The organism is Longivirga aurantiaca (assembly GCF_042660085.1).
GTDB lineage: Bacteria > Actinomycetota > Actinomycetes > S36-B12 > CAIYMF01 > Longivirga > Longivirga aurantiaca.
Genome location: NZ_JBHSTI010000008.1, coordinates 745963 through 772421, shown reverse-complemented (window position 1 = coordinate 772421; position 26459 = coordinate 745963). Strand labels below are relative to the sequence as shown.

The 26459-nt window shown below is 72.3% G+C and carries 21 protein-coding genes; 7 read left to right on the top strand and 14 right to left on the bottom strand.

The window, feature by feature from the left end; translation table 11 throughout:
• Positions 1-16: 16 nt before the first annotated feature.
• Positions 17-478, top strand: a complete 462-nt coding sequence (locus ACFQGU_RS07590; protein ID WP_386765310.1) for a T6SS immunity protein Tdi1 domain-containing protein — start codon at positions 17-19, stop codon at positions 476-478.
• An 83-nt stretch (positions 479-561) separates the two neighbouring features.
• On the opposite strand, the gene glgP is transcribed toward ACFQGU_RS07590, so the two are convergent.
• Positions 562-3153, bottom strand: coding sequence for an alpha-glucan family phosphorylase (glgP, locus tag ACFQGU_RS07585; RefSeq protein WP_386765308.1), 2592 nt, complete (start codon positions 3151-3153; stop codon positions 562-564).
• A 113-nt stretch (positions 3154-3266) separates the two neighbouring features.
• On the opposite strand from glgP, the gene ACFQGU_RS07580 reads away from it, so the two are divergent.
• Positions 3267-5387 carry an alpha-1,4-glucan--maltose-1-phosphate maltosyltransferase gene (locus ACFQGU_RS07580; protein WP_386765306.1) on the top strand — a complete coding sequence of 707 codons (2121 nt, stop codon included), beginning with the start codon at positions 3267-3269 and terminating at the stop codon, positions 5385-5387.
• 1 nt (position 5388) lies between these two features.
• Positions 5389-7656: a 1,4-alpha-glucan branching protein GlgB gene (gene glgB, locus ACFQGU_RS07575; RefSeq protein WP_386765304.1), complete on the top strand. Its 2268-nt coding sequence runs from the start codon at positions 5389-5391 to the stop codon at positions 7654-7656.
• A 63-nt stretch (positions 7657-7719) separates the two neighbouring features.
• Here glgB and katG read toward each other — a convergent pair whose 3' ends face one another.
• The 6 genes from katG to ACFQGU_RS07545 all read right to left on the bottom strand — a co-directional run bounded on the left by katG (position 7720) and on the right by ACFQGU_RS07545 (position 15983).
• A complete protein-coding gene (gene katG, locus ACFQGU_RS07570) occupies positions 7720-9930 on the bottom strand; it encodes a catalase/peroxidase HPI (RefSeq protein WP_386765302.1) in 2211 nt (736 codons plus the stop codon).
• Between the two features lie 40 nt (positions 9931-9970).
• On the bottom strand, positions 9971-10402 hold the full coding sequence (locus ACFQGU_RS07565; RefSeq protein WP_386765300.1) for a Fur family transcriptional regulator: 432 nt from the start codon (positions 10400-10402) through the stop codon (positions 9971-9973).
• Positions 10403-10440: 38 nt separating this feature from the next.
• The gene (locus ACFQGU_RS07560; RefSeq protein ID WP_386765298.1) at positions 10441-10953 is read right to left on the bottom strand and encodes a hypothetical protein; all 513 of its coding nucleotides are present in this window, start codon (positions 10951-10953) and stop codon (positions 10441-10443) included.
• Between the two features lie 114 nt (positions 10954-11067).
• A complete protein-coding gene (locus tag ACFQGU_RS07555) occupies positions 11068-13305 on the bottom strand; it encodes a HelD family protein (RefSeq protein ID WP_386765296.1) in 2238 nt (745 codons plus the stop codon).
• A gap of 90 nt (positions 13306-13395) precedes the next feature.
• Positions 13396-14766 (bottom strand): ATP-grasp domain-containing protein, encoded by a 1371-nt coding sequence (locus tag ACFQGU_RS07550; RefSeq protein ID WP_386765294.1) that lies wholly within the window; start codon positions 14764-14766, stop codon positions 13396-13398.
• A complete protein-coding gene (locus tag ACFQGU_RS07545) occupies positions 14763-15983 on the bottom strand; it encodes a hypothetical protein (protein WP_386765292.1) in 1221 nt (406 codons plus the stop codon). The genes ACFQGU_RS07550 and ACFQGU_RS07545 overlap by 4 nt, the downstream gene beginning before the upstream one ends.
• A 138-nt stretch (positions 15984-16121) precedes the next feature.
• Between ACFQGU_RS07545 and aguA the strand changes: the two genes are divergently transcribed.
• Together aguA and ACFQGU_RS07535 are read left to right on the top strand one after the other, a co-directional pair.
• The gene (gene aguA / locus ACFQGU_RS07540) at positions 16122-17219 is read left to right on the top strand and encodes an agmatine deiminase (protein WP_386765290.1); all 1098 of its coding nucleotides are present in this window, start codon (positions 16122-16124) and stop codon (positions 17217-17219) included.
• A gap of 57 nt (positions 17220-17276) precedes the next feature.
• Positions 17277-18233, top strand: coding sequence for a cation diffusion facilitator family transporter (locus ACFQGU_RS07535; protein WP_386765288.1), 957 nt, complete (start codon positions 17277-17279; stop codon positions 18231-18233).
• 141 nt (positions 18234-18374) lie between these two features.
• On the opposite strand, the gene ACFQGU_RS07530 is transcribed toward ACFQGU_RS07535, so the two are convergent.
• The 3 genes from ACFQGU_RS07530 to ACFQGU_RS07520 form a co-directional block, all read right to left on the bottom strand.
• Positions 18375-18857 carry a hypothetical protein gene (locus ACFQGU_RS07530; RefSeq protein WP_386765286.1) on the bottom strand — a complete coding sequence of 161 codons (483 nt, stop codon included), beginning with the start codon at positions 18855-18857 and terminating at the stop codon, positions 18375-18377.
• Between the two features lie 357 nt (positions 18858-19214).
• Complete coding sequence (locus ACFQGU_RS07525) at positions 19215-20174, bottom strand: tetratricopeptide repeat protein (protein WP_386765284.1); 960 nt, start codon at positions 20172-20174, stop codon at positions 19215-19217.
• A 52-nt stretch (positions 20175-20226) separates the two neighbouring features.
• Positions 20227-20400: a hypothetical protein gene (locus ACFQGU_RS07520; RefSeq protein ID WP_386765282.1), complete on the bottom strand. Its 174-nt coding sequence runs from the start codon at positions 20398-20400 to the stop codon at positions 20227-20229.
• Between the two features lie 109 nt (positions 20401-20509).
• Here ACFQGU_RS07520 and ACFQGU_RS07515 point away from each other — a divergent pair, with 109 nt between their 5' ends.
• Positions 20510-21139: a TetR/AcrR family transcriptional regulator gene (locus tag ACFQGU_RS07515; RefSeq protein ID WP_386765280.1), complete on the top strand. Its 630-nt coding sequence runs from the start codon at positions 20510-20512 to the stop codon at positions 21137-21139.
• On the opposite strand, the gene ACFQGU_RS07510 is transcribed toward ACFQGU_RS07515, so the two are convergent.
• The 4 genes from ACFQGU_RS07510 to ACFQGU_RS07495 all read right to left on the bottom strand — a co-directional run bounded on the left by ACFQGU_RS07510 (position 21140) and on the right by ACFQGU_RS07495 (position 25919).
• The gene (locus tag ACFQGU_RS07510; protein WP_386765278.1) at positions 21140-22810 is read right to left on the bottom strand and encodes an urease subunit alpha; all 1671 of its coding nucleotides are present in this window, start codon (positions 22808-22810) and stop codon (positions 21140-21142) included. It abuts the gene before it with no gap.
• Positions 22811-22823: 13 nt separating this feature from the next.
• Positions 22824-23609 carry an urease subunit gamma gene (gene ureA, locus ACFQGU_RS07505; protein ID WP_386765276.1) on the bottom strand — a complete coding sequence of 262 codons (786 nt, stop codon included), beginning with the start codon at positions 23607-23609 and terminating at the stop codon, positions 22824-22826.
• Positions 23610-23746: 137 nt separating this feature from the next.
• Positions 23747-24715 carry a methylmalonyl Co-A mutase-associated GTPase MeaB gene (gene meaB, locus ACFQGU_RS07500; protein ID WP_386765274.1) on the bottom strand — a complete coding sequence of 323 codons (969 nt, stop codon included), beginning with the start codon at positions 24713-24715 and terminating at the stop codon, positions 23747-23749.
• A gap of 16 nt (positions 24716-24731) precedes the next feature.
• The gene (locus ACFQGU_RS07495; protein ID WP_386765272.1) at positions 24732-25919 is read right to left on the bottom strand and encodes an acetyl-CoA C-acetyltransferase; all 1188 of its coding nucleotides are present in this window, start codon (positions 25917-25919) and stop codon (positions 24732-24734) included.
• 56 nt (positions 25920-25975) lie between these two features.
• On the opposite strand from ACFQGU_RS07495, the gene mce reads away from it, so the two are divergent.
• Positions 25976-26428: a methylmalonyl-CoA epimerase gene (gene mce / locus ACFQGU_RS07490; protein ID WP_386765270.1), complete on the top strand. Its 453-nt coding sequence runs from the start codon at positions 25976-25978 to the stop codon at positions 26426-26428.
• Positions 26429-26459 lie beyond the last annotated feature (31 nt).

The following is a 26459-nucleotide window of genomic DNA, read 5'->3' as shown; positions in this document are numbered from 1 at the left end:
GGAGTTTGATGGGGCCATGGACGTCATCCGTCGATTCAGCCCCGAGGCCTACGCCCGTGCGCTGGAGTCCTGGGCGTGGACCGACCTGTTCGGCAAGGAGCCGCGCTTCTGCTCGCCGTTCGGCGACGTGTTCCTCGAGGGCGTCGACGGCTGGTGGTTCCTCGACACGCTCGAGGGCACGCTGACGCGTCGCTGGGACACCGCCGAGGCCTGCCACGCCGAGCTCAACACCGTCACGGGCCAGGAGCAGTACCTCCTGGTCGGCCTGGCGGAGGCCGCTGAGGCGGCGGGCGTCGTACCGGGCGAGGACGAGGTCTACTCGTTCACCCGTCCGCCGGTGCTCGGCGGCGAGATGGAGCCGGCCAACATCGAGCTGCTCGACTTCATCGTCTCGGTCAATCTGCTCGGCCAGATCCACGAGCAGGTGAAGGACCTGCCGCCGGGCGCCCACGTCGCGAGCCTCCAGCTCCACGACTGACCTCCGCGTGCAACGGCGACGGCGCCGCTCCCTCGCGGGGGCGGCGCCGTCGTCGTGCTTGCTGAACGGGCAGTGCGGGTGGATCAGGCGGACTCGGCGGCCGCCACGGTGGGCACGGCCTGCAGGCCGAGCTCGGACGGGTTCGTCAGACCGGCGTGGGTCGGCAGGACGCGGACGGTGTAGCCGAACGGGCCGGTGTCCTCGAGCGCCAGCTTGATCTCGTAGCGCCACCGGTTGGCCTCGTACGCCTCGACCGGGACGAGCGCGGTGTGCCGCGACTCGACGATCCGGTCGTTGTGGTCGACACGGCCGCTCACGAGCTCGACCACGACGTCGCCGCCCGTGAGGTCGCCGAGTGCGACGTACGCGCGCACGGTGAGCTGGGTGCCGCGCTCCGGGGAGTCGCCGACGCCCGAGGCCTCGACGTGCTCCACGCGGACGCCGCTCCACGCCTTGCGCACCTTGGCCTCGTACGTCGCGAGGTCCTTGGCGAGCGCCGCGTTGCCGGCGAGCACCTCGCGCGACGACACGGCGGCCGGCGCGTAGAGCTTGTTGACGTAGTCGCGCACCATGCGCGAGGCGAGGACCTTCGGGCCCAGCGTCGAGAGCGTGTGCTGGAGCATGGTGATCCAGCGCATCGGCAGGCCCGAGGCGTCGAGGTCGTAGTAGCGCGACGCGACCGACTTCTCCACGAGGTCGTAGAGCGCGGAAGCCTCGAGGTCGTCACGGCGGTCGGCGTCGACGACGCCGTCGGCCGTCGGGATGGCCCAGCCGTTCTCACCGTCGTACCACTCGTCCCACCACCCGTCGAGGATCGACAGGTTGAGGCCGCCGTTGAGCGCCGCCTTCATGCCCGACGTGCCGCAGGCCTCGAGCGGGCGCAGCGGGTTGTTGAGCCAGACGTCGCAGCCCGGGTAGAGCAGGCGCGCCATGCCGATGTCGTAGTCGGGCAGGAACACGATGCGGTGGCGGACCTCGGGGTCGTCGGCGAAGTGCACGAGCTTCTGGATCAGCTTCTTGCCGCCGTCGTCCGCGGGGTGCGACTTGCCGGCGATGATCAGCTGCACCGGGCGGTCCGGGTGCAGGAGCAGGGCCTTCAGACGCGCGGGGTCGCGCAGCATCAGCGTGAGCCGCTTGTACGACGGCACACGGCGGGCGAAGCCGATCGTGAGCACGTCGGGGTCGAGCACGTCGTCGATCCAGCCGAGCTCGGCGTCCGACGCGCCGCGCTGCACCCACGAGGCGCGCAGGCGACGGCGGACGTCCTGCACGAGCCGCTCGCGCAGCACGCGCTTGGTCGACCAGAGGTCGGCGGCGGGGATCTGCGTCGCCGCCTCCCAGCCGCGGCTCTCCTCGGCGTCCTCGGGGCCGACGATCGCCGCGAGCAGGTCGCGCACCTCGCGCGCCACCCACGTCGGGGCGTGCACGCCGTTGGTGATCGAGCCGATCGGCACCTCGTCCTCGTCGAAGCCCGGCCAGAGGCCGGAGAACATGCCACGGCTCACCTCGCCGTGCAGCACCGAGACGCCGTTGGCGCGCTGGCCGAGGCGCAGGCCCATGACGGCCATGTTGAAGACCGTCGGGTCGCCGCCCTCGTAGTCCTCGGCACCGAGCGCGAGCACGCGGTCGACGGGCACGCCCGGCGCTGCGTTGTCCCCGCCGAAGTACTGCTCGACCAGCGTGCGGGCGAAGCGGTCGATGCCCGCGGGCACCGGGGTGTGCGTGGTGAAGACCGTGCCGGCACGCGCTGCCGACAGCGCCTCGTCGAAGGTGAGGCCCTGCGCCTGCACGAGCTCACGGATGCGCTCGAGGCCGAGGAAGCCGGCGTGGCCCTCGTTGGTGTGGAACACCTCGGGCTCGGGGGCGCCGGTGATGCGGGCGTACGCGCGGAGCGCACGGACGCCGCCGACGCCGAGCAGCAGCTCCTGCTGGAGCCGGTGCTCGCCGCCGCCGCCGTACAGGCGGTCGGTGACCTCGCGCTCGGCGCGGTCGTTCTCCTCGACGTCGGAGTCGAGCATGAGCATCGGCACGCGGCCGACGTCGGCCTTCCACACGTGCGCGTGCAGGGTGCGGCCTCCGGGGATGCCGATCTTGATGACGACGGGCGACCCGTCGGCCTCGCGCAGCAGCGACAGCGGCAGGCCGTCGGGGTCGAGCACGGGGTACTGCTCCTGCTGCCAGCCGTCGAGCGAGAGCGACTGGCGGAAGTAGCCCGCCCGGTAGAACAGGCCGACGCCGATGATCGGCACACCGAGGTCGGACGCCGACTTCAGGTGGTCGCCGGCGAGGATGCCCAGGCCGCCGGAGTACTGCGGCAGCACCTCGGTGATGCCGAACTCCGGCGAGAAGTACGCGATCGCCTTCGGCGCGTCCGCGCCGAGCGACTGGTACCAGCGGTCGCCGGTCAGGTAGGTCTGGAGACCGTCGGCGACCCAGCCCACGTGCCCGACGAAGTCCTCGTCGGTGGCGAGCTCCGCCCAGCGGGAGGCGGGAACCTCGCCGAGCAGGCGTACCGGGTCATGGCCGACCTCGTCCCAGAGGGTGGGGTCGATGCGGGCGAAGAGGTCCTGGGTCTCCGGGCTCCACGACCACCGCAGGTTGGCCGCGACGGCGGCCAGCGGCTCGAGGGCTTCGGGCAGGACTGTGCGGACGGTGAACCGTCGGATTGCTCTCACCCGCTCCACGATAGGGCGGTTTTGTTACGAGGAGGCAACCCGCCCTGCCGTTACAAGGGGGTTCATGAGGTTTACATCTCGTGACGTCCTGTTACGTCGCTAGGCTCAGAGTGATGCCGCCTCGCCGTCGTACGTCGACCGGAGAACCCCAGAAGTCGACGTCTCCCAGCGCCCCTGACCGTACGAGCACGCCCGCCGCGCGCCCGAGACCCGCCGCCAAGGGCGCCCAGGCACCCGGGAAGGCCGCCGCCCCGGCGGCTCCGGCCGCGCCGCTGCGCCCCGCCAGCGTCGGCCGCTACCCCGTCGAGGACCTCGACCCGGTCGTCGCGCTCGGCACCCGCCCGGTCAAGGCCGTGGTCGGCGAGCGCCTCACCGTGCGGGCCACCGTCTTCCGCGAGGGCCACGACGCCGTCGCCGCCACCCTGGTGCTCACCGGCGCCGACGGCTCGAGCGCCGCCGTCCCCATGCGCCACGTGGGGGTCGACCGGTGGGAGGCCGAGGTCACCGCGACCACCGAGGGCCTCGGGCACTACGTCGTGGAGGCCTGGGGCGACCCGGTCGAGACCTGGCGGCACCGCGCCGAGGTGAAGGTGCCCGCGGGTCTCGACGTCGAGCTCGAGCTCGAGGAGGGCGCCCGGGTCCTCGAGACGGCGATGGCGGGCCTCCCGCGCGGCAAGGTGCGCGACCCGCTCAAGGCCGCCGTCCACGCGCTGCGCGACGCGGAGCGCCCCGGCCCCGCCCGCCTCGCCGTCGCGCTCGACCCCACGGTCACCGCGCTGCTCGAGGCCTACCCCCTGCGCGAGCACGTCACCCCCTCGACGCAGGTGCCCGTGCTCGTCGAGCGCGAGCGCGCGCTCTTCGGCTCCTGGTACGAGTTCTTCCCGCGCTCGGAGGGGGCCACCCTCGACCCGGTGCGGTCCGGCACGTTCCGTACGGCGGCCGAGCGGCTGCCGGCCGTGGCGGCGATGGGCTTCGACGTCCTCTACCTGCCGCCGATCCACCCGGTCGGGTTCACCAACCGCAAGGGCCGCAACAACACCCTCGACCCGGGCCCGGACGACCCCGGCGTGCCGTGGGGCATCGGCTCGGCCGCAGGCGGCCACGACGCGATCCACCCGGACCTCGGCACGATCGACGACTTCCGCTACTTCGTCGGCCGCGCCGCCGAGCTCGGCATCGAGATCGCCCTCGACTTCGCCCTCCAGTGCTCCCCGGACCACCCGTGGGTCACCGAGCACCCGAACTGGTTCGCGCACCGCGCCGACGGCACGATCGCGTACGCCGAGAACCCGCCCAAGAAGTACCAGGACATCTACCCCGTCTACTTCGACGACGACTTCGACGGCATCCTGGCCGAGTGCGACCGCATCCTGCGGCACTGGATGGCCGAGGGCGTCCGCATCTTCCGCGTCGACAACCCGCACACCAAGCCCGTGCACTTCTGGGAGCGGCTGTTCGGCAGCATCAACGCCACCGATCCGGACGTCATCTTCCTGGCGGAGGCGTTCACCAAGCCCGCGATGATGAAGCTGCTCGGCGAGGTCGGCTTCCAGCAGTCGTACACCTACTTCACGTGGCGCAACGACAAGTGGGAGATCGAGGAGTACTTCCGCGAGCTGTCGGGCCCGCTCGCCGCCTCGATGCGGCCGAACGCGTTCGTCAACACGCCCGACATCCTCCCCACGTTCCTGCAGTACGGCGGACCGCCGGCCTTCGCGATCCGCGCGACCCTGGCCGCCACGCTCTCGCCCACCTGGGGCGTGTACGCCGGGTTCGAGCTCTACGAGCACGTGCCGGTCGCGCCCGGGCGCGAGGAGTACCTCGACTCCGAGAAGTACGAGTACAAGCCGCGCGACTGGGCGGCCGCGGACGCCTCCGGCGTCACGCTCGCGCCGTACCTCGGGCAGCTCAACGCGCTGCGCAGCTCGCACCCGTCGCTGCGACGGCTGCGCAACCTGCACTTCCACCACTGCGACAACGACAAGCTCGTCGTCTACAGCAAGCGCGAGGGCGACGACGTCGTGCTCGTGGTGTGCACGCTGGACCCGTACGGTGTGCGCGAGGGCGTGCTCTCGCTCGACCTGCCCGCCCTCGGCCTCGGCTGGGGCGACCAGTTCGCAGCGCGCGACCTCATCAGTGGTGCCACGTACGTGTGGGGCCAGCACCCGTACGTCCGCCTCGACCCGCACGTCCAGGTGGCCCACGTGATCCATGTCCGAGCCGGAGCGGTGTGACATGCCCAAGTCCGACAAGCCCGATCCCCAGGCTGCCGCGAAGGCGCCGAAGGCCGACAAGCCGGTGAAGGCCAAGAAGATCAAGGCGCCGACGGTCGCACCCGTCGACGTCCACGACCTGCAGCGCGTCATCGAGGGCCGCCACCACGACCCGCACTCCATCCTCGGCCCGCACGTGCACGCGGGCGCCGTCACCATCCGCACCCTGCGCCCGTGGGCGACCTCGGTCGTGGCGCTCGTCGCGACCCCGGACGGCGAGAAGCGCTACGAGCTCATGCACGAGCACGGCGGCATCTTCACCGGGCTGCTCGACCTCGCCGAGGTGCCCGACTACCGCCTCGAGGTCGCGTACGGCGGCGAGCCGGCGGTGCTCGACGATCCGTACCGCTTCCTGCCGACGCTCGGCGACATGGACCTCCACCTCCTCGGCGAGGGCCGGCACGAGACCCTCTGGACCGTGCTCGGTGCGCACGAGCACGTCTACCCCTCCTCGCTCGGCGACGTGCACGGCACCTCGTTCGCGGTCTGGGCGCCCAACGCCCAGGGCGTGCGCGTGGTCGGCGACCACAACCACTGGGACGGCACGGGCACCCCGATGCGCTCGCTCGGTTCGAGCGGCGTCTGGGAGGTCTTCGTCCCGGGGGTCGGCGCCGGCTCGCGCTACAAGTTCGCGATCCTCGGCCGCGACGGCGTCTGGCGCACCAAGGCCGACCCGCTCGCCCAGCACACCGAGCACCCGCCGGCCACCGCGTCGGTCGTCTACACCTCGCAGTACGAGTGGCAGGACGCCGACTGGCTCACCGCCCGTGCCGCGCGCGACCCGCAGAACTCCGCGATGTCGACGTACGAGGTGCACCTCGGCTCGTGGCGCCCGGGCCTCACCTACACCCAGCTCGCCGACGAGCTCGTCGCGTACGTCGTCGAGCTCGGGTTCACCCACGTCGAGCTCATGCCCGTGATGGAGCACCCGTACGCGCCGAGCTGGGGCTACCAGGTCACGTCGTACTTCGCGCCGACCTCGCGCTTCGGCTCGCCCGACGAGTTCCGCTTCCTGGTCGACAAGCTCCACCAGGCCGGCATCGGCGTGATCCTCGACTGGGTGCCCGCGCACTTCCCGAAGGACGAGTGGGCGCTCGCGCGCTTCGACGGCACGCCGCTCTACGAGCACGCCGACCCGCGCCGCGGCGAGCAGCCCGACTGGGGCACCTACGTCTTCGACTTCGGACGCCGCGAGGTGCGCAACTTCCTCGTGTCGAACGCGACGTACTGGCTCGAGGAGTTCCACGTCGACGGCCTGCGCGTGGACGCCGTCGCGTCGATGCTCTACCTCGACTACTCGCGCAAGGACGGCGAGTGGAGCCCCAACATCTACGGCGGCCGCGAGAACCTCGAGGCGGTGTCGTTCCTGCAGGAGACCAACGCCACGGCGTACAAGCGCTCCCCGGGTGTCGTCACCATCGCCGAGGAGTCGACGGCGTGGCCGGGCGTCACCCGGCCCACGCACCTCGGCGGGCTCGGCTTCGGCCTGAAGTGGAACATGGGCTGGATGAACGACACGCTGCAGTACGTCCACCGCCAGCCCGTCCACCGGCAGTGGCACCACCACGAGATGACGTTCGCGCTCGTCTACGCGTGGAGCGAGCAGTACGTGCTGCCCATCAGCCACGACGAGGTCGTGCACGGCAAGGGCTCGCTCATCGCCAAGATGCCCGGCGACCGCTGGCAGCAGCTCGCGGGCCTGCGCGCCTACCTCGCCTACATGTGGGCGCACCCCGGCAAGCAGCTGCTGTTCATGGGCTCGGAGTTCGGGCAGTACGCCGAGTGGAGCGAGTCGCGCGGCCTCGACTGGTGGCTGCTCGACAACTCCGACCACCGCGGCGTGCAGCAGTGCCTCGCCGACCTCAACCGCGTCTACAAGGACACGCCGGCCCTGTGGTCGCAGGACAACTCCTCGGCCGGCTTCGAGTGGATCGACGCCGACGACTCCGCGGGCAACACGTTCTCGTGGCTGCGCTGGGGCACCGACGGCTCGGCGCTCGCCTGCGTGGTCAACCTGTCCGGCGGCCCGCACGAGGAGTACCGCATCGGCCTGCCGCACGGCGGGACGTGGGACGAGGTGGTCAACACCGATGCCGAGCTGTACGGCGGCTCTGGCGTCGGCAACCTCGGCCGCGTGGTGGCCGAGGAGGTGCCGTGGCACGGGCGACCGTTCTCGGCCCTCGTCCGCGTCCCCCCGCTCGGCGCCCTCTGGCTCCGCCCGGCCACGTAGCCCGGTCAGCGACGAGCAGGGCCCCCGGCATCACGCCGGGGGCCCTGCTCGTTCAGCGGGAGGTCAGATGTCGAAGCGGTCGAGCTCCATGACCTTGACCCACGCGGCGACGAAGTCCTTCGCGAACTTCGCCTGCGCGTCGTCCTGGGCGTAGACCTCGGCGATGGCGCGCAGCACCGAGTGCGAGCCGAAGACGAGGTCGGCACGGGTGCCGGTCCACTTCGCGGCACCGGTGGTGCGGTCCTTGCCCTCGAACACGTCCTCGGCAGGCGTCGTCGCCGACCACGTGGTTCCGAGGTCGAGCAGGTTCACGAAGAAGTCGTTCGTGAGCGCGCCCGGGGTGGACGTGAGCACGCCGTGCGACGTGCCGCCGTGGTTGGCGCCGAGCACGCGCAGACCGCCGACGAGCACGGTCATCTCCGGGGCCGTGAGGTTGAGCAGCCGGGCCTTGTCCACGAGCGCGAACTCGGCCGGCTTGGTGGCCTTGCCGGCGTAGTTGCGGAACCCGTCCGACTCCGGCTCCAGGACGGCGAAGGAGTCGACGTCGGTCTGCTCCTGCGACGCGTCGGTGCGGCCCGGCGTGAACGGCACGGTGACGTCGTGGCCGGCAGCCTTGGCCGCCTTCTCCACGCCGACGCCGCCCGCGAGCACGATGAGGTCGGCCAGCGAGATCTGCACGCCGCCGACGTGCGAGGCGTTGAACTCGGCCTGGATGCCCTCGAGGGTGCCGAGCACCGCGGCGAGCTCCGCCGGGTTGTTGGCGTCCCAGCCGTTCTGCGGGGCGAGACGCACGCGGGCGCCGTTGGCGCCGCCGCGCTTGTCGGTGCCGCGGAACGTCGAGGCCGACGCCCAGGCGGTGCTGACGAGCTGGCTGACCGAGAGGCCCGAGGCGTCGATCGCGGCCTTGAGCGCAGCGACGTCGGCGTCGCCGACCAGCGGGTGATCGACGGCCGGAACCGGGTCCTGCCAGATGAGGTCCTCAGCCGGAACCTCGGGGCCGAGGTAGCGCGACTTCGGGCCCATGTCGCGGTGGGTGAGCTTGAACCACGCGCGGGCGAAGGCGTCGGCGAACTGGTCGGGGTTCTCCAGGAACCGGCGCGAGATCACGGCGTAGGCCGGGTCCATGCGCAGGGCGAGGTCGGTGGTGAGCATGACCGGCGGGTGGGTCTTGCTGGGGTCGTGGGCGTCGACGACGGTCGAGGCGGCGGTGGGGTCGGTGGGGATCCACTGGTTCGCACCGGCCGGGCTCTTCACGAGGTCCCAGTCGTACTTGAACAGGGTCTCGAAGTAGCTGTTGTCCCAGGTGGTCGGCGTGGGGGTCCAGGTGCCTTCGAGGCCGCTGGTGATGGTCGAGCCGCCGTTGCCGGTGCCGAGGGAGTTCTTCCAGCCCAGGCCCTGCTGCTCGATCGGCGCGGCCTCGGGCTCGCGGCCGACGTACTCGTTGGGGTCGCCGGCGCCGTGGGTCTTGCCGAACGTGTGGCCGCCGGCGATGAGTGCGACGGTCTCCTCGTCGTTCATGGCCATGCGCGCGAAGGTCTCGCGGATGTCGCGGGCGGCTGCGAGCGCGCTGGGCTCGCCGTTGGGGCCCTCGGGGTTGACGTAGATGAGGCCCATCTGGACCGCGCCGAGCGGCTTCTCGAGCTGGCGGTCGCCGGTGTAGCGGGCGTCGCCGAGCCACTCGGTCTCCGCACCCCAGTTGACCTCCTCGGGCTCCCAGACGTCGGCACGACCGCCGCCGAAGCCGAAGGTGTCGAAGCCCATGGTCTCGAGCGCGACGTTGCCGGTGAGGATCAGGAGGTCGGCCCACGAGAGGGCGTTGCCGTACTTCTTCTTCACCGGCCACACCAGACGGCGGGCCTTGTCGAGGTTGCCGTTGTCCGGCCAGCTGTTGAGCGGGGCGAAGCGCTGCTGCCCGGTGCCGCCGCCGCCACGGCCGTCGGTGATGCGGTAGGTGCCGGCCGCGTGCCAGGTCATGCGGATGAAGAACGGGCCGTAGTGGCCGAAGTCCGCCGGCCACCAGTCCTGCGAGTCGGTCATGAGCGCGGCGATGTCGGCCTTCACCGCGGCGAGGTCGAGGCTCTTGAACGCCTCGGCGTAGTCGAAGTCGCCACCGAGCGGGTCGCTCTTGGGCGAGTTGGCCGCGAGCACGCTGACGTCGAGCTGGTTGGGCCACCAGTCGCGGTTCGAGGTGCCACCTGCGGTGTGCACGACGGGGCACTTCGCAGCGCCGTCCTCGTTCATGTCGCCTACGACTGCATCATGACTGTCAGACACGGGGGGATCCTTCCGGGGCAGGGCGTTTCGATGGACCGGTCTACGTGCGTGGAGCGGCGGTGCAGGCGGGGCAGAGCCCCCAGTAGACGACCTCGGCCTCGTCGATCGAGTAGCCGTGGTCGTCGGACGCGGTGAGGCAGGGGATGTCGCCGACGGCGCAGTCGATGTCGACGATCTCGCCGCAGGAGCGGCAGATCAGGTGGTGGTGGTTGTCGGCAACGCGCGTCTCGTAGCGCGCGACCGAGCCCGACGGCTCGATGCGGCGCACGAGGCCGGACTCGGTGAGCACGCGCAGGACGTCGTACACGGCCTGCTTGGACACGTCGCCGTGCGCGTCGCGGACGACGCGGATCACGGAGTCGGTGTCGGAGTGCGGGTGCTCGAACAGGGCGGTGAGCACCGCGACCCGGGGCCGGGTCACGCGGAGGTCGGCGCTGCGCAGCAGCGTCTCGACGTCCGTCGTCGTGGGCACGCCCCGACTCTCCACCCTTTTCTGGACCTAGTCAAGATTCAGGTGAGGGTGATCGGCACGCGCACCAGCGGGTCCGTGTACTGCGCGTGCCGCGCCTCGAGCGTCGCCGGGCCCGGTGGAGCCCCGGACGGGACGGCCACGTCCCACCGGATCTCGCCGGCATCCCCCTCGGCGTCCTGCTCGCCGAGCACCGTCTCCCCCGCCGAGGTGACGAGCACGAGCTGCACGTCCTCCAACGGCCCGGCCGGGTACGCGCTCTGGCAGCCGCCGCACCCGGCCGAGCACGACACGGTGTCGTCGCAGCCGTCGAGGAAGTACGTGCCGGTGACCGAGAGCGCCTCGCCAGCGGCCGCGTCGAGCACGGACTCCGTGGACGCCGTTCCGGCCACGCTCGGCGACGGGCTCGTCCCGGCCGGACCGACCGCGATGGTCGGTCCTGCACAGCTCGCGCGGGCCGCGGGCACGAAGAGGCCCGTGACGAGGCTGGTCACGAGGACGACGAAGGCGAGCGACCCCGCCGTACGACGACGGCGCGCGCGCTGGTCCCCCATGGCCCGAGTGCAGCAGCCCTCAGGGCCGGACGCCGTGCCGGTCGCCGGATCGTGACCTGCCCGGATTCGGTAGTGGTTTCTCGCAGCCTGGCGCGAGAAACCACTACCGAATCGTCAGAAGGCGCCGAGCAGGCACGGCGGGAGGTCGCCGGTGCGCACGAGGTCGAGGCGCGACGTGGCACGGGTGAGCGCCACGTAGAGGTCGGCGAGGCCGCTGGCGCCCGCCCCCACCACGCCCGGCTCGACGACGAGCACGTGGTCGAACTCGAGGCCCTTCACCTGCGTGGGTGTCATGACGCCGACCGCGGCATCGAGGCCACGGGCGCCGGCGGCCACGTCGATGCCCGCCTCACGCAGGGAGTCCAAGAGCGACGCGACGAGGTCGGGCGGCGCGATGACGACCGAGCGGCCGGGCTCGGCGACGTACCCGCGCACGACGTCGAGCACCGCGGCCGGGAGGTCGGTCACCAGACGGTCGCTGGGGTCGTGGTCGCCCTCGCGCACGGCGGTCGGCGCGGTGACGTCGCGATCCATCGCGGCCAGCACGCGGTCGGCCACGCGCGCGATGCGGGCCGGCGTGCGGTAGTTGATCGTGAGCTCCTCGACGCGCCAGACGCCGCGCGTCACCTCGTCGAGGGCCTCGGCCCACGACCGGGCGCCCGAGCCGCTCGAGGTCTGCGCGAGGTCTCCGACCACCGTCATCGACCGCGACGGGCAGCGCCGCGCCACCGCTCGCCACGCCATCGGCGAGAGCTCCTGCGCCTCGTCGACCACCACGTGGCCGTAGGCCCACTCGCGGTCGGACGACGCCCGCTCGGCCAGCGTGAGCGAGGGGCCGGTGTCGGCGTAGCGGGCTGCGACGTCGGCACCCGACACCATCGACGCGATCGCGTCGAGACCGCCGTCGTCCATGCCCTCGGTCGCGTCGAGCACGCTCTGCGCGTACGCCGCCGCGCGCGCCTCGGCCGCCGCCTCGCGGGCCCGGTCGGCCGTGCTGGCCACGGCGTCGTCGCCGAGCAGCTCGGCGAGCTCGTCGAGCAGGGGCACGTCGTCGACCGTGAAGTCGGAGTCGGCGTCGCGCAGCAGCAGGCGCTGCTGGTCACGGGTCAGCAGGCCGCCCGCCGCCTCGCCGAGCACGTCGGGCTTGGCGAAGAGGTCGCGCAGCACGCGCTGCGGCGTGAGCGGCATCCAGAGCAGGTTGAGCTCGCGGCGGACGGCCTTGGTGTCGCGCAGCTCCTCGAGCAGGTCCTCGCGCACGTAGGCGTCGCCCGGATCGAGCTTGCGCCTGCGCGCGAGACGGGTGGCCGACTGGTTGAGCGCGTGGGTGAGGAACGCGATGCGTGCGCCGTTGTGCGTGTCGTTGTCGCGCCGCGCCTCGCGGCCCGACTGCGCGATCGTGCCGGCCGACAGGTGCACGTCGGTGTCGCCGACGCGCATGGTGACGCCCTGCTTCGGCACGCGCTGACGGGCACGCACGGCGTTCGCGAGCACCGTGACCATGACCGAGTCGCCCTTCACGAGCGCGACGTGGTCGCGATCGCGCGTGGTCGGGGTGACGCCGGGGATCAGCTCGGCGATCGACGACAGCACCACGCCGGTCTCGCCGAGCGAGGGCAGCACGGCCTCGACGTAGCGCAGGAAGACGCCCGTCGGGCCGAGCACGAGCACGCCGGACTGCTCGAGCCGGTCGCGGTGCGTGTAGAGCAGGTAGGCCGCGCGGTGCAGGGCCACGGCCGTCTTGCCCGTGCCGGGCCCGCCCTGCACGACCAGAGCACCCTTGGCGCCCGAGCGGATGATGCGGTCCTGCTCGGCCTGGATGGTGGCCACGATGTCGCCCATGCGACCGGTGCGGGCCGCCCCCAGCGCTGCGAGCAGCGCGGAGTCGCTGCCGGAGTCGACGGCGTCCGGGTCGACGAGGTCGGGGTCGAGCACCTCGTCGGAGAGCCCCACCACGCGGCGGTCCTCGGTGGTGATGTGCCGACGGCGTACGACGCCCTGCGGGCTGGCCGCCGTCGCCTGGTAGAACGGCGCCGCCGCCGGTGCGCGCCAGTCGATCTGCAGCACCTTCTGCGACTCGTCGGTGAGGCCGATGCGCCCGATCCAGGTGGGACCGGTGGCGGTGTCGAGCCGGCCGAACAGCAGCCGCGCCTCCACGGACTCCAGGGCCGCGAGCCGGTCGGTGTACATCGAGACGAAGGAGTCGCGCTCGGAACGGTTCTGGTGCGTGCCGCTCGAGCCCTGCGCCATCGTCGAGGCCAGCCGGGCGCGCGAGAGCGCGCGCAGCGCGTCGAGCCTGCTGTAGGCCTCGTCGAGGTGCGCCTGCTCCTCGACGGTGTCGGGATGACCCTGCATGGTCCTTCGTCCGGTCGGTGCCGTCGTACGACGGGCAGACCATCTTGCGCCATCGACCCCGGCCGGACGAAACCGCCCCGCCGGAACGGGTCAGGGCAGCGGCACCACGAACGTGGGGGGACGTCGCATGCGCTCGAGCCGGGACCGCACGAGGGGGCCGTAGCCGAGCCCCCGACGGACGAGCCTTCTCGCCCCGGTCGAGGAGTCGTTGAGCCGCAGGCCGGCGTGCAGCTCGGACGCGATCCGGTCGTAGTCGGCGTCGGACCCCACCCGGACGACCGCGCGCCACGGACGGTTGAGGAGGTCGACCGTCGGAGTCAGCCGGGCGCCGATCCTGGGGCGCTGCGCCCAGGCCACGAAGTCGGGCCGCGCCTCGACCTCGTCCAGGCCGTCGATCTCGTAGACCAGGCCCGTCGTGGTCGAGATGCCGTTGACCGTGCCCAGCCGGTTGCGGTCGTAGTGCTCCCAGTCGAGGTTGCTCTCGAGGTGCCCGGTCTCGCCCAGGTAGTAGTGCAGCGCGACCGCCATCATGTCGAGCGAGCCGTGCAGCAGCGGGTCGAACTCGGCGAGGTCGCCCCCCACCAGGCGAGCTCCGACCTCGATCAGGCAGGGGCCGGCGTCGTCCACCTTGAGCTCGAGGTGGAACGGGCTGCTGCGCAGGCCCGAGGCCTGCATCACGCGTGCGGTGTAGTCGACGATCGCGCCGAAGTCGGGGTCGGTCGTGGGCACGGCGATGTCGCCCACCGAGACGGCCCTGCGGCCGTTGAGGTCGCGGCGGCGGTACTTCCACACGGCGAAGCTCTCCACCTCGCCATCGGCGTCCACCTGACCGTCGACGAAGTACTCCTCGCCGCCGATGTACTCCTCCATGAGCAGCCGGGCACCCGCCCGGTCGGAGAGGTAGCGCTCGAGCTCGGCGGGGTCGCCGTCGGCGTCGAAGAAGCCGATGGTGGTGTTGCCGAAGCCGTCGTTCGGCTTGAGGACGAACCGCGCGAAGTCGCCGGTCGCGATCGCACGGCGTACGTCGTCGCCCGTCGTCACCGACGCGATCGAGTTGATGCGCGGGCCGTCGGGCACCGAGCGGAGGTAGGACTTCAGCGCGAACTTGTCGCGGAACCGCTCGAGCACGCCCGGCTGCGCCCACGGCAGGTCGAGCAGCTCGGCGATCCGCCCCAGAGGCAGGACGGTCGGCTCCATGTGGGGCACGACTGCCTGGATGCTGTGGTGCCCGCGCAGGTGGGCGGCCATGTCCTCGAGCGAACGGCCCTCGACGAGGTAGCTCGCCGACACGAGCGGCCCGGCGAGCGCCGGGAACTTCCGGATGTTGCGCACCATGTCCGCGGCGTCGGTGTACAGGCACACGGCGCGCAGCCCGCGCCCGCCCGCGAGCTCGAGGAACCGGACGGCGTAGGGGTGGTACGGGTCCTGCAGGAGGATCTCGCCGGCGCTGCTGCCGCTCACGCGGCGCTCGAGGAGGTCAGCGACCCACCCGCTGGCCGGCCGCCCGCGGCGTCGTCGGGCGTGGCCGGGGCCGAGCCCGAGCCGCCCCGCAGCTTGCGCAGCGCACGGGCCGTGCCCAGCGCGGTGCGGATGCGGATCACGGTGGCCCAGCGGCTGCCCAGCAGGGACCGGCGGCGGCGGACGATCTGGTGCGTCTCGTCGCGCCAGCGCTCGACGGCCTCGCGCGACGAGGTGTCCGGGCACGGGTAGCGCAGCGTCGTCGTCGGCTCGTCGTACCGGCCCACCGAGGTCGCCGGTCGAGGCCCGGCACCCAGCACGTGGGCGTAGGCCGACAGGAAGTCGAAGCCGAGCTCCTGAAGGGCCGGCCAGGAGCCGAACACGCGGGAGTTGAAGTCGATGAGCTTCAGCGTGCCGTCGTCGTCGGCGACCCAGTCGAAGCAGAAGAAGCCGGTGTAGCCGATCTCGGCGAGGAACCGCTCGGTCGCCTGCACGACCTGGGCGTCGCGGACCGCGAACACCGTGTACGGCGGACCCGTGGGGTCGTCGGGCGCGGGGCGGCCGTCGTAGGCCACGTTGATGAGCGTCTCGCCGTCGAGGGCGACGCCGCCGGTGTGCAGCGACGGGGTGAGGCACTCCTGCAGGAAGGGCGGCTGGCCGTCTGGCCCGGTGAGCTCCGCCCAGGCGTCGGCCAGGGCGTCGCCGTCGCGGACCACGCGCACGCCGTTGCCGCCGAAGCCCACCCGCGTCTTCACGACGACCGGGTACTCCTCGGAGACGGGCCCCTCCCACGTGCGGGGCGTCGGCACGCCGGCGCGCTCGGCCCACTCGCCCTGGACCCACTTGTCCACGAGCACGCGCGGGTCGACGTCCGCCCGGACCCTGCGACTGATGTCGGCGGGGCCGCCGGCGTCGGCCATGCCGAACCCGATGAGGTCCTCCTGCATCTGCACGTCCGCGGCGTCCTGGGGCACGGCGGCGCGGAGGTCGGCGAGCGAGAGCTCGGCCGGGCGTCCGAGCAGCACACCGCCCTCGACGCGACCACGGGTGCGGCCGTAGACCCACGACTCGATCGTCTGCATGAGCAGGACGCGCGGCGACCGCGTGCGCGACCCGACCCGGGCGACCCGGATCCCTCGCTGCCGCAGCCCTCCGGCGAGGTCGGTGAAGGCCTGCCACGAGTACGAGTCGAGGAAGACGACCAACGGGCGTTTCCTCATACGGTCACTGTACGTGTGCGTCACAGGGGTTTCATCGGCCGGATGGACCATCCGGGTGAGCGTTCACCTCACCTTCTGTCGACGTTCACCGGCTCCCCCGAGGTCGGCGGCGCCGACGCGCATGGCACCCTGACGGCCATGTCGCAGACCCTGAGCAGCCTGCCCGCCGCCGACGGCTTCCGGATGCCGGGCGAGTGGGACGACCACGCCGGCTGCTTCCTGGTCTGGCCCGAGCGCACGGACAACTGGCGCGACGGCGCGAAGCCGGCCCAGCGCGTGTGGCGGCAGCTCATCGAGACGATCGCGACGGCCGAGCCGGTCACCGTGCTCGTCTCGCACCGGCAGTACCAGAACGCCCGCGGCCAGCTCCCGCCGCACGTCCGGCTGGTCGAGACCACCACGAACGACGCGTGGGTGCGCGATACCGGCCCGACCTTCGTCCGCGACGGCGACGGCGCGGTGCGCGGGGTGTCGTGGCGGTTCAACGCCTGGGGCGGCCTGCGCGGCGGCCTCTACTTCCCGTGGGACGCCGACGACCTCGTCGGCCCCAAGGTCTGCGACCTCGAGCGGGTGCCCGTCTACCAGCCCGACCTGGTCCTCGAGGGCGGCTCGATCGACGTCGACGGCGAGGGCACGGTGCTCACCACCGAGGAGTGCCTGCTCAACCCCAACCGCAACCCCGACCTCACCCGCGAGCAGATCGAGTCGCTGCTGCACGCCCACCTCGGCACGACGAAGGTGATCTGGCTCCCCCGCGGCGTCCACCTCGACGAGACCGACGGCCACGTCGACAACATGGCGCGGTTCGCCGCTCCCGGGGTCGTGATGCTGACCTGGACCGACGACGAGAGCGACCCGCAGCACGCGCGCAGCGCCGAGGCGCTCGCCGTCCTCGAGGCGGCCACGGACGCCCAGGGCCGGCCCCTGCGGGTGGTGAAGCTCGCGCAGCCCGGGCCGCTGCACATGACGGAGGAGGAGGCCGCCGGGATCGACGTGGTGCCGGGGAGCCAGCCGCGCGAGGCCGGCGAGCGGCTCGCCGGGTCGTACGTGAACTCCTACGTCGGCAACGGCATCGTCGTCCTTCCCGTCTTCGACGATCCGAACGACGCCGCTGCTGTCGCGGCGTACGAGGAGCTCTTCCCCGACCGACGCATCCTCACGGTGCCGGGCCGGGAGATCCTGCTCGGCGGCGGAAACGTCCACTGCATCACGCAGCAGGTGCCGTCCGGGCGCTGAACGGGGTGAGGGTCGCCTGAGGCGCCAACCCGCCCGCGGGTGGGGCAGGCTGAGGGCATGTCCGAGCCGCAGGAGGCCCCTCACGGCACCGCTCCCTCGGGAGCCGTGAACCTCACGAAGTACGCGTGGCTGTCGATCGCGGCAGCTCTCGCGACGATCGCGCTCAAGACCGGCGCCTGGTGGATCACCGGGTCGGTCGGCCTGCTGTCGGATGCCGCTGAGTCCGTGGTGAACCTGGTCGCCGCCGTGATCGCGCTCGTCGCGCTCACGGTGGCGGCCCGCCCGCCGGACGCCGAGCACCACTACGGGCACGGCAAGGCGGAGTACTTCAGCGCCGCCATCGAGGGCCTCATGATCTTCGTGGCCGCCGCCGTGATCCTCGTGACCGCCGTGCAGCGGCTGCTCAACCCGGTCGAGCTCGAGAGCCTCGGCATCGGTCTCGCGATCTCGCTGGTCGCCACAGGTATCAACGGATTCGTCGGGCTGCTGCTGATCCGCGTGGGCCGCCAGCACCGCTCGGCCACGCTCACCGCCGACGGCAAGCACCTCATGACCGACGTCTGGACCTCGGCCGGCGTCGTCGTCGGCGTGCTGCTCGTGGCGATCACGGGCTGGCTCCAGCTCGATGCGATCGTCGCGATCGCCGTCGCCCTGAACATCCTCGTGACGGGCGCCAAGCTCGTCTCGCACTCGACGTCCGCCCTGCTCGACGCCGCGCTCAGCCCCGGCGAGCTCGAGGTGGTCACCTCGGTCCTCGAGGCGCACCGCAGCGCCGACGTCGACTTCCACGGCCTGCAGACGCGCACGAGCGGCCGCCACCGGTTCGTCGCCGTGCACGTGCTCGTGCCCGGGGCCTGGTCGGTGCAGCAGGCGCACGATGTCGTCGAGGTGGTCGAGGCCGACCTCAAGGCCGCGCTCGACGGCGTCGAGGTCAGCACCCACGTCGAGCCGCGCGAGGACGAGCGGTCGTACGACGACAGCGCCTACGACGCGAGCCCCCGCCGCACGCCTTGATCCCTCTCCCGGACATGGCTCCGGCCCCTTGCCGGGAACGGGTGAGGGCTGCGGGGCGGCGTGGCCAGGGAGACGTCGGCGGCGGCGTCGGCGGCGTCGGCGTCCATGCTCACGTGCATCGCCTCGACGATCACCGTCGCGTCAGACCATGTGAGCTGCGAAGAGATAGGAGGTGGTGAACGCCTCGGTGTCGTCGGCAGTCTCGCCCACCACGATCGTGATCATGTCGTCGTGGACCCACGCGTACAGGTGACCGCCCGCAGGCGATGCCGCATGGACGACCCTCTCCGTGGACATCATCTGGATCTGCACGGTGGCACCTTCCGACTCGCACTTCCGTGCGTATCCGTCAGTCCACGAACTGCCGAACCCTGCAGGCACCTGGTCGGAGCGCAGCGAGACCTCGAAGATGGTGATCCACCCTGCGTTCGGTCCGTGGACGTTGTGCCCCGATTCCGCGACGCAGGCCCCCGGGTGACCATCGTTGATCTGCCCGCATATTCGCAGGTCACGAAGGGCTTCGGCCTGGCCAGCTGTGAGGTCCTCGTACCCGTAGCCCGGCACCACGAGAAGTGGTGGCTCTGCGGGCCCCGCCTGGTGAGGCGCAGCGCTGCTGGTCGCCACGGGCCTCGGTGCTGTCGGCGTCGAGTCTGCCGTCGGGGTGGCTGGGCCTCTGCCGGATGTGCCGCACCCGGCCAGCACCAGTGCGCAGACGCACCATCCAAGAGCGAGACGCTTCATCATCCACGTCCTACCTGGCGGCCCGGCCCCCACCGGCCCAGTCGACTCGCGAGTCGACTGTTCCACCTCCAGTCTTCACCGGGGAGATCCGGCATGCGACTGCTCAGCCTGTGACGTGTGCGGCTTCCCGTCCCCGTGCTCAGGCACGCTCCCACTCGGCACGTCTGCTCGGACCGTCCTGGCTCCACGGCATGCCCGGTCTCGGGGCCGGCGCCGTGCGCGCGGCGTCCGGCAGTGCCGCTAGAAGAGGGCGCTCGCGAGGGCGGCGCGGGCGCGGGTCACGCGAGGGTCGTCGCCGACGAGCAGGAACAGCCCGAGCAGGTGGTCGCGGGCGGCCGCGCGCTCGTCACCCGACGTACGCCGGACAAGCGCGATGATCCGGTCGAACGACTCGTCGACGCGCCCCGTGAGCAGCTCGAGGTCGGCCGCGAGCGCCTGGGCCTCGAGCGAGTCGGGCGCGGCCTCGGCGGCGGCGAGTGCCGTCTCGGGATCGGCGCCCTCGGTTCGACGCAGCAGCGCCACCTGGGCGAGGCCCGCCTTGGCGTCAACGTCGGCCGGTGTCTGCGACAGCACGGCCTGGTAGGCCGCCTCCGCGGCGTCCCAGTCGCCGTTCTCGATCGCGTCGTACGCCGCGTCGAAGCGAGGGTCGCCCACGGGCTCGTCGTCGAGCACAGTCTCGGCGTCGCCCTCGACGGCACCCTCGGGATCGATGCGGCCGGTGACGCCGTTGGCCTCGGCGACGCGCATGAGCTCGTCGAGGTACTGGCGCACCTCGGGCTCGGGCAGCGCGCCCTGGAAGAGCGGGACGGGCTGGCCCTTCACGATCGCGAAGATCGCGGGGATCGACTGCACCTGGAAGGCCTGGCCGATGCGCGGGTTGGCGTCGACGTCGACCTTCACGAGCACCCAGCGACCGGCGTCCTGCAGCGCGAGGCGCTCGAGGATCGGCGAGAGGGCCTTGCACGGCTCGCACCAGGTCGCCCAGAAGTCGATGACGACGGGCACCCGGAAGGAGAGGTCGACGACCTCCTGGAAGCCGGCCTCGTCCACGTCGAGGACGAGCGCGGACGACGTCGGGGCGCCGCCCTGCTGGGCGAGGCGCTCCTCGGCCTTGGCCTGGGCCTCACGGGCCGCAGCGACGGCGGCCAGGTCGACGGCCCCGCGGAGCGGGACCCGGGCAGCGGGGTTCGGCGTGCTCACGGCGTCATTGTCCTATGCGGTGCAGCCCGCGCACGGCGCCGGGGTGCGCCGGTCAGAAGCCGACGGTGCGCATCGTCAGCTCGAGGCCGGCGACCCACCAGGCGGTGGCGACAGCGGCGAGGGCACCGACGGATGCGGCGACGGCCGGAGCGACCCACGGGCGGGTCGGGGCGACCACGGCGGTGCTGGTCGTGGTGGACACAGCGCGGAGCTCGGTGGTGGCCATGACGGCCTCCTCAGGATCGATGGACTATCACTACGCTTCGTAGCGTATCTATAAACCATCGCTGTGTCCACCTGAACGGCGACCGCACGTCCGTGGGAGGCTCGGCCCGATGAACGCATCGCCCTCCCCCGCCACCGCGCCGCCGCGCGGTCGGCCGCGGTCGTCCGAGGCCGATGCCGCGATCCTCGACGCCACCCGCGAGCTCCTGGCCGAGCACGGCTGGGCGGCGCTGACGATCGAGGGCGTCGCCGCCCGCGCAGGCGTGGCCAAGACGACCGTCTACCGCCGCTTCTCCTCGCGCACCGACCTCGCGGTGGCGGCGGTGGCGCAGCTCGTCGAGGCCGCGATGGTGCCGATCGACCCGGACTGCGCGCCGGAGGAGCAGGTGCGCCGCTCGATCCTCGCGACCGCCGACGTCTACCGGCTCCCGGCAGCCCGCGCCGCCTACCTCGCGGTGCTCGCCGAGACCGGCCGCGACGCCGACCTGCGGCGTGCGGTCGACGTCCAGGTGCTCGGGCCCGCCCGCACGATGATCGCCGAGCGGCTCGCGATGGGCGTCGAGCGCGGGGATATCGACGCTGCGGCAGCCGACACCCAGGCCGACCTGCTCTTCGACGTCCTCGCCGGCACCCTGCTGCACCGCATGCTCGTGCGCGGGGAGGATGTCGACGACGCGTTCGTCGAGACGCTCACGCGCACTGTGATCGGTGCGCTCGGCATCGGGCCGCACACCGCCTGACTACAGGAAGTACAGCCGCGAGAGCGGCACCTGCTGCACGGGGTCCATGGCGAGGCGTTCGCCGTCGAGGTGCACCTCTCCCCCGCGCGGGTCCACCACGACGGACGCCGACGCACGGTGCCCGACCATCGAGCCGAGCCCGACATCGCGGCAGCCCCGCACGGCCACGCGGCGACGGCGGGTGGGGAACACGTCGCTGCCGGAGTCGACCGCGGCGCGGTTGGTGAAGACGACGGCGAGGTCGACCGCGGCACCGCCGATGCCGCCGAACTGCGCGGCGATCTGGCGAGGCTCGGCGATGTCGATGACCGAGTTCGGGTCGCCGACCGTGCCCCAGGCCGGCAGCCCCGACTTCAGCACCAGGTAGGGCTTGGCGCCGAACGTCGCGGGCGACCACAGCACGATGTCGGCCATCCGACCCGGCTGCAGCGAGCCGACCTCGTGCGAGAGCCCGTGCGCCAGAGCGGGGTTGATCGTGAGCTTCGCGAGGTAGCGCAGCACGCGGTCGTTGTCGTGCGGGCTGTCGTCGTCCGCAGGCTTCAGCACCGACGCGAGCTGGAAGGTGCGCCGCACGGTCTCGCCCGCCCGCCCCATGCCCTGGGCGTCGCTGCTCGTGATCGGGATGACGCCGCGGTCGTGCAGCACGTTCTCCGCCGCCATCGTTGCGGCGCGCACGCGGGCGCGGACGATGTCGGCGTCGCCCGGGAGGTCGGGCTTGAGCGCGTGCACCGTCATGATCATCGCGAAGTGCTCGGCGACCGCGTCGCGGCCGTACGGCAGCGTGGGGTTGGTCGACGACGCGAGCACGTGCGGGACGCCGGCGAGGCGCAGCACGTCGGGCGTGTGCCCGCCGCCGCAGCCCTCCACGTGGTACGCGTGGAAGACCCGGCCGTCCGACACCGCGAGCGTGTCGTCGACGGACAGGCCCTCGTTGAGGCCGTCGGTGTGCACGGCCACCTGCACGTCGTGCTCCTCGGCCACCGTGAGGCAGGTGTCGAGCGAGCGCAGGTGCGCGCCGGTGTCCTCGTGCACCTTGAAGCCGCAGACACCGGCCTCGATGCCCTCGAGCATGGTGCCGGTGCGGCTGGCCGAGCCTCGGCCGAGCAGACCGACGTTGATGGGGTACGCGTCGAAGGCGGCGTACGCCGTGCGCAGGGGCGCGGCAGCGTTGACGCCGACGCCCCAGAACGGGCCGAACTCCTGGCCGATCACGGTCGTGACGCCGCTCGCGAGCGCCGCCTCCATCACCCGCGGCGAGAGCAGGTGCACATGCGTGTCGACCGCGCCGGCGGTGGCGATGAGCCCCTCGCCGTTGATGACGACCGTGCCGGTGCCGACCACGACGTCGACGTCGTCGGTGGTGTCCGGGTTGCCGGCACGCCCGACGGCGAGGATGCGGCCGTCGCGGATGCCGATGCTGGCCGTCCGGATGCCGAGGACCGCGTCGAGCACGAGGACGTTGGTGATCACGACGTCGCACGACTCGGCCGTCGTCACCGCGCGCAGGCCGATGCCGTCGCGCCCGGTCTTGCCGAAGCCGAGGAGGAACTCGTCGTCGTCCGGCTGGCTGTGCGCCTGCACCTGCACGACGAGGCCGGTGTCGCCGAGGCGCACGCGGTCGCCGCTGCGCGGGCCGTACGTCTCGGCGTGGGCCGCCGGGTTGAGCGTCATGCCTCGCCCTCCATCATCCCTGCACCTCACGGTGCTGCGCGAGGTGACGTCGTACGGCGGCGACGGCGCCCTCCGGGTCGCCGCCCTCCACCGCGGTATCGAGGAATCCCGTGGCGTGCAACAGATCCAGCGCCCCCTCCTTCGCGCCGGGGGCGTCGAGCGGACCGTCGACGAGGCCGGCGAAGCCGATCACGACGCGCTCGCCGCGGATGGGCACGAGCCGCACGCGGACGGTCTCCCCCGGCGGGAAGAGCGTGCTGCTGCCTGATGCGACGTCGAGGTGCCGGCCGTAGGCCGCCCCCCGGTCGAACGCGAGGCGCGGGTTGACCTCGAAGAAGTGGAAGTGGCTGGTGACGGTGATCGGCACGGCCGCGGTGTTGGCCACGTCCACCTCGATCACGTCGAGGCGCGCGCTGCGCTCGGCGTCGAGGGTCGGGTCGGCGTCCGGGTCGGCCGCGACCTCGATCGCACCGGGGGCGCCGAGGCCGAGGTGCCCCCCGCCGATCGGGTCGGGCACGACCACGAGCCGCGTGCCGTCGTCGAACACGGCCTCGACCTTGACGTCGGCCAGCACGTCGGCGACGCCGGGCAGCACGTCGTCGGGCCCGAGCACCGAGCGGCCGACCTCGATGGCTTCGGCGTGCCGGCGGCCGTCGCGCGCGGCCTCGGCCACGGTGTCAGCGATGAGGGCGGTCGCCTCCGGCACGTTGAGCCGGAGGCCGCGGGCACGGCGGGCGCGCGCGAGCTCGGCCACGGTGAAGATCAGGAGCCGGTCACGCTCGGACGGGGTCAACTGCACGCCGTCATCCTGGCAGCCCCGGGCAGCCGCGTCCGCGAGGCGCCGCGGGTCAGCAGTTCCTGCCGACGTAGGTCGCGAGCACGACCGTTCGCGGCCCTCGCCGTGAGCGTTCGCGGCGGCACCGAGAGCGACGGCGTCTAGAGCGCGAGACCGGCGACGAGCACGTCGGCCGCGGCGTACGGGTCGGTGTCGCCGGCGGCGACGCGCTCGGCGAGCACGTCGAGCGTGGCGTCGCCGCGCAGGTCGCCGATGCGGGCGCGCAGCATGCCGAACGCGATCGCCTCGATCTCGACCGCCGCCCGGGCGCGGCGGCGCCCGGCGAGCTCGCCGGTGCGCTCGAGCCAGGCGTGGTGCTCGAACAGCGCCTCGACGACCTCCTCGGCGCCCTCGCCCTTGGCGGCGACGGTCTTGAGGACCGGCGGCTTCCACCGGTCGCCGGCGGGACCTGACCGCGGACCCGCCCCGAGCGTGAGCATGTGCCGGAGCTCGCGCACGGTCGACTCGGCGCCGTCGCGGTCGGCCTTGTTGACCACGAACAGGTCGCCGATCTCGAGGATGCCCGCCTTGGCCGCCTGGATCCCGTCGCCCATGCCCGGGGCGAGCAGCACCACGGTGGTGTCGGCAGCACCCGCGACCTCGACCTCGCTCTGGCCGACGCCGACGGTCTCCACGAGGACGATGTCGCAGCCGGCGGCGTCGAGCACGCGCACGGCCTGAGGGGTAGCCCACGACAGGCCGCCCAGGTGGCCGCGGGATGCCATCGACCGGATGAACACCTGCGGGTCGGTCGCGTGCTCCTGCATGCGCACGCGGTCGCCGAGCAGCGCGCCGCCGGAGAACGGCGACGACGGATCGACCGCCAGCACTCCGACCCGGAGGTCGCGGGCGCGCAGCCGCGTGACGATCGCCGAGGTCGACGTCGACTTCCCGACCCCGGGGGCGCCGGTGAGCCCGATGACGTGGGCACGGCCGGCGTGCGGCGCGAGCGCGGCGGTGACCTCGCGCAGCAGGGGTGAGCCGTCCTCGACGAACGAGATCAGCCGCGCGACCGCGCGAGGCTGACCCTCGCGCGCCCGCGTGACGAGGTCGTCGACGTCGACGGCCACCTGTCGGTCAGCGCCGTCAGGCCGACGGGACGCGCACGACCAGGGCGTCGCCCTGCCCGCCGCCGCCGCAGAGCGCTGCAGCACCGACACCGCCGCCGCGCCGCTTGAGCTCGAGCGCGAGGTGGAGCACCACGCGCGCGCCGCTCATGCCGACGGGGTGGCCGAGCGCGATGGCGCCGCCGTTGACGTTGACCTTCTCGGGGTCGATGCCGAGCTTGGCGGTGCTCGCGAGGCCGACCGCCGCGAAGGCCTCGTTGATCTCCACGAGGTCGAGGTCGGACACCTCGAGGTTCTCGCGCGCGAGCGCCTTGAGGATCGCGTTGGCCGGCTGCTCCTGCAGCGAGGCGTCCGGACCGGCAACGACGCCGTGGGCGCCGATCTCGGCGAGCCAGGTGAGTCCGAGCGACTCGGCCTTCTCCTTGCTCATCACAACGACGGCAGCGGCGCCGTCGGAGATCTGCGACGACGATCCGGCCGTGATGGTGCCGTCCTTGGCGAACGCCGGGCGGAGCTTGCCGAGGGACTCGGCCGTGGTGTCGGCGCGGATGCCCTCGTCCTCGGAGAAGACGATCGGGTCGCCCTTACGGCTCGGGATCTCGACGGGCACGATCTCCTCGGCGAAGACGCCGTTCTTCTGGGCGATCGCGGCGAGCTGGTGCGAGCGGGCCGAGAACGCGTCCTGCGCCTCGCGCGTGACCGCGGGGTACTTCGCGTTGTGGTTATCGGTCGAGATGCCCATCGCGACCTGGTCGAACGCACAGGTGAGCGCGTCGAAGGCCATCGAGTCGACGAGGTTCACGTCGCCGTACTTGAAGCCCTCGCGGCTCTTCGGCAGCAGGTGCGGCGCGTTGGTCATCGACTCCATGCCGCCCGCGACGACGATCTCGAACTCGCCCGCGCGGATGAGCTGGTCGGCCAGCGCGATCGCGTCGAGGCCGGAGAGGCAGACCTTGTTGATCGTGAGGGCCGGCACGTCCATGGGGATGCCGGCCTTCACAGCGGCCTGACGGGCGGTGATCTGCCCGGCGCCGGCCTGGATGACCTGGCCCATGATCACGTAGTCGACCTGGTCGGGCGCCACGCCCGAACGGTCCAGCGCGCCCTTGATGGCGAAGCCGCCGAGGTCTGCGCCGCTGAATCCCTTGAGCGAACCCAGCAGGCGACCCATCGGCGTACGGGCACCCGCGACGATGACGTTTCCCACGTTGACTACCCCGACCTTCTGCAGACACCGGTACCTGGCCTTGTCACGATACTCACGTGAGTACCCCAACCCCTGCCGAGGCCCTGGGCCCCGTGGTCACCGCCATCGACCACGTCGGGTTCGCCGTTCGAGACCTGGACGAGGCGGTCGCCTTCTACGGCCGCGCCTTCGGGCTCCCTCTCCTGCACGAGGAGGTGAACGAGGAGCAGGGCGTGCGCGAGGCGATGGTCGGCATCGGCGACTCCGCGATCCAGCTGCTGGCTCCGCTGCGGCCTGACTCCCCCATCGGGAAGTTCCTCGAGCGCAACGGCGAGGGAATCCAGCAAGTGGCGTTCCGGGTATCGGACATCGACGTCGCCGCCGATCGGTTGCGGGCAGCGGGCCTGCGCCTGCTGTACGACGTGCCGAAGCGCGGCACCGCGGACTCACGGGTGAACTTCGTGCACCCGAAGGATTGCGGCGGCGTCCTCGTCGAGCTCGTCGAGCCCGCGGCCGGCGCGCACCACTGACCCGCGCGGCCTGCGCCCCGCAGGTGCAAGC

Coding starts and splice junctions, on each gene's coding strand:
- glgB (WP_386765304.1), top strand. CDS start 5,389: ATGCCCAAGTCCGACAAGCCCGATCCCCAGGCTGCCGCGAAGGCGCCG.
- ACFQGU_RS07545 (WP_386765292.1), bottom strand. CDS start 15,983: ATGAGGAAACGCCCGTTGGTCGTCTTCCTCGACTCGTACTCGTGGCAG.
- ACFQGU_RS07510 (WP_386765278.1), bottom strand. CDS start 22,810: ATGACGCTCAACCCGGCGGCCCACGCCGAGACGTACGGCCCGCGCAGC.
- aguA (WP_386765290.1), top strand. CDS start 16,122: ATGTCGCAGACCCTGAGCAGCCTGCCCGCCGCCGACGGCTTCCGGATG.
- ACFQGU_RS07555 (WP_386765296.1), bottom strand. CDS start 13,305: ATGCAGGGTCATCCCGACACCGTCGAGGAGCAGGCGCACCTCGACGAG.
- ACFQGU_RS07520 (WP_386765282.1), bottom strand. CDS start 20,400: ATGGCCACCACCGAGCTCCGCGCTGTGTCCACCACGACCAGCACCGCC.
- ACFQGU_RS07535 (WP_386765288.1), top strand. CDS start 17,277: ATGTCCGAGCCGCAGGAGGCCCCTCACGGCACCGCTCCCTCGGGAGCC.
- ACFQGU_RS07580 (WP_386765306.1), top strand. CDS start 3,267: ATGCCGCCTCGCCGTCGTACGTCGACCGGAGAACCCCAGAAGTCGACG.
- ACFQGU_RS07590 (WP_386765310.1), top strand. CDS start 17: ATGGACGTCATCCGTCGATTCAGCCCCGAGGCCTACGCCCGTGCGCTG.
- ACFQGU_RS07515 (WP_386765280.1), top strand. CDS start 20,510: ATGAACGCATCGCCCTCCCCCGCCACCGCGCCGCCGCGCGGTCGGCCG.
- ACFQGU_RS07560 (WP_386765298.1), bottom strand. CDS start 10,953: ATGGGGGACCAGCGCGCGCGCCGTCGTCGTACGGCGGGGTCGCTCGCC.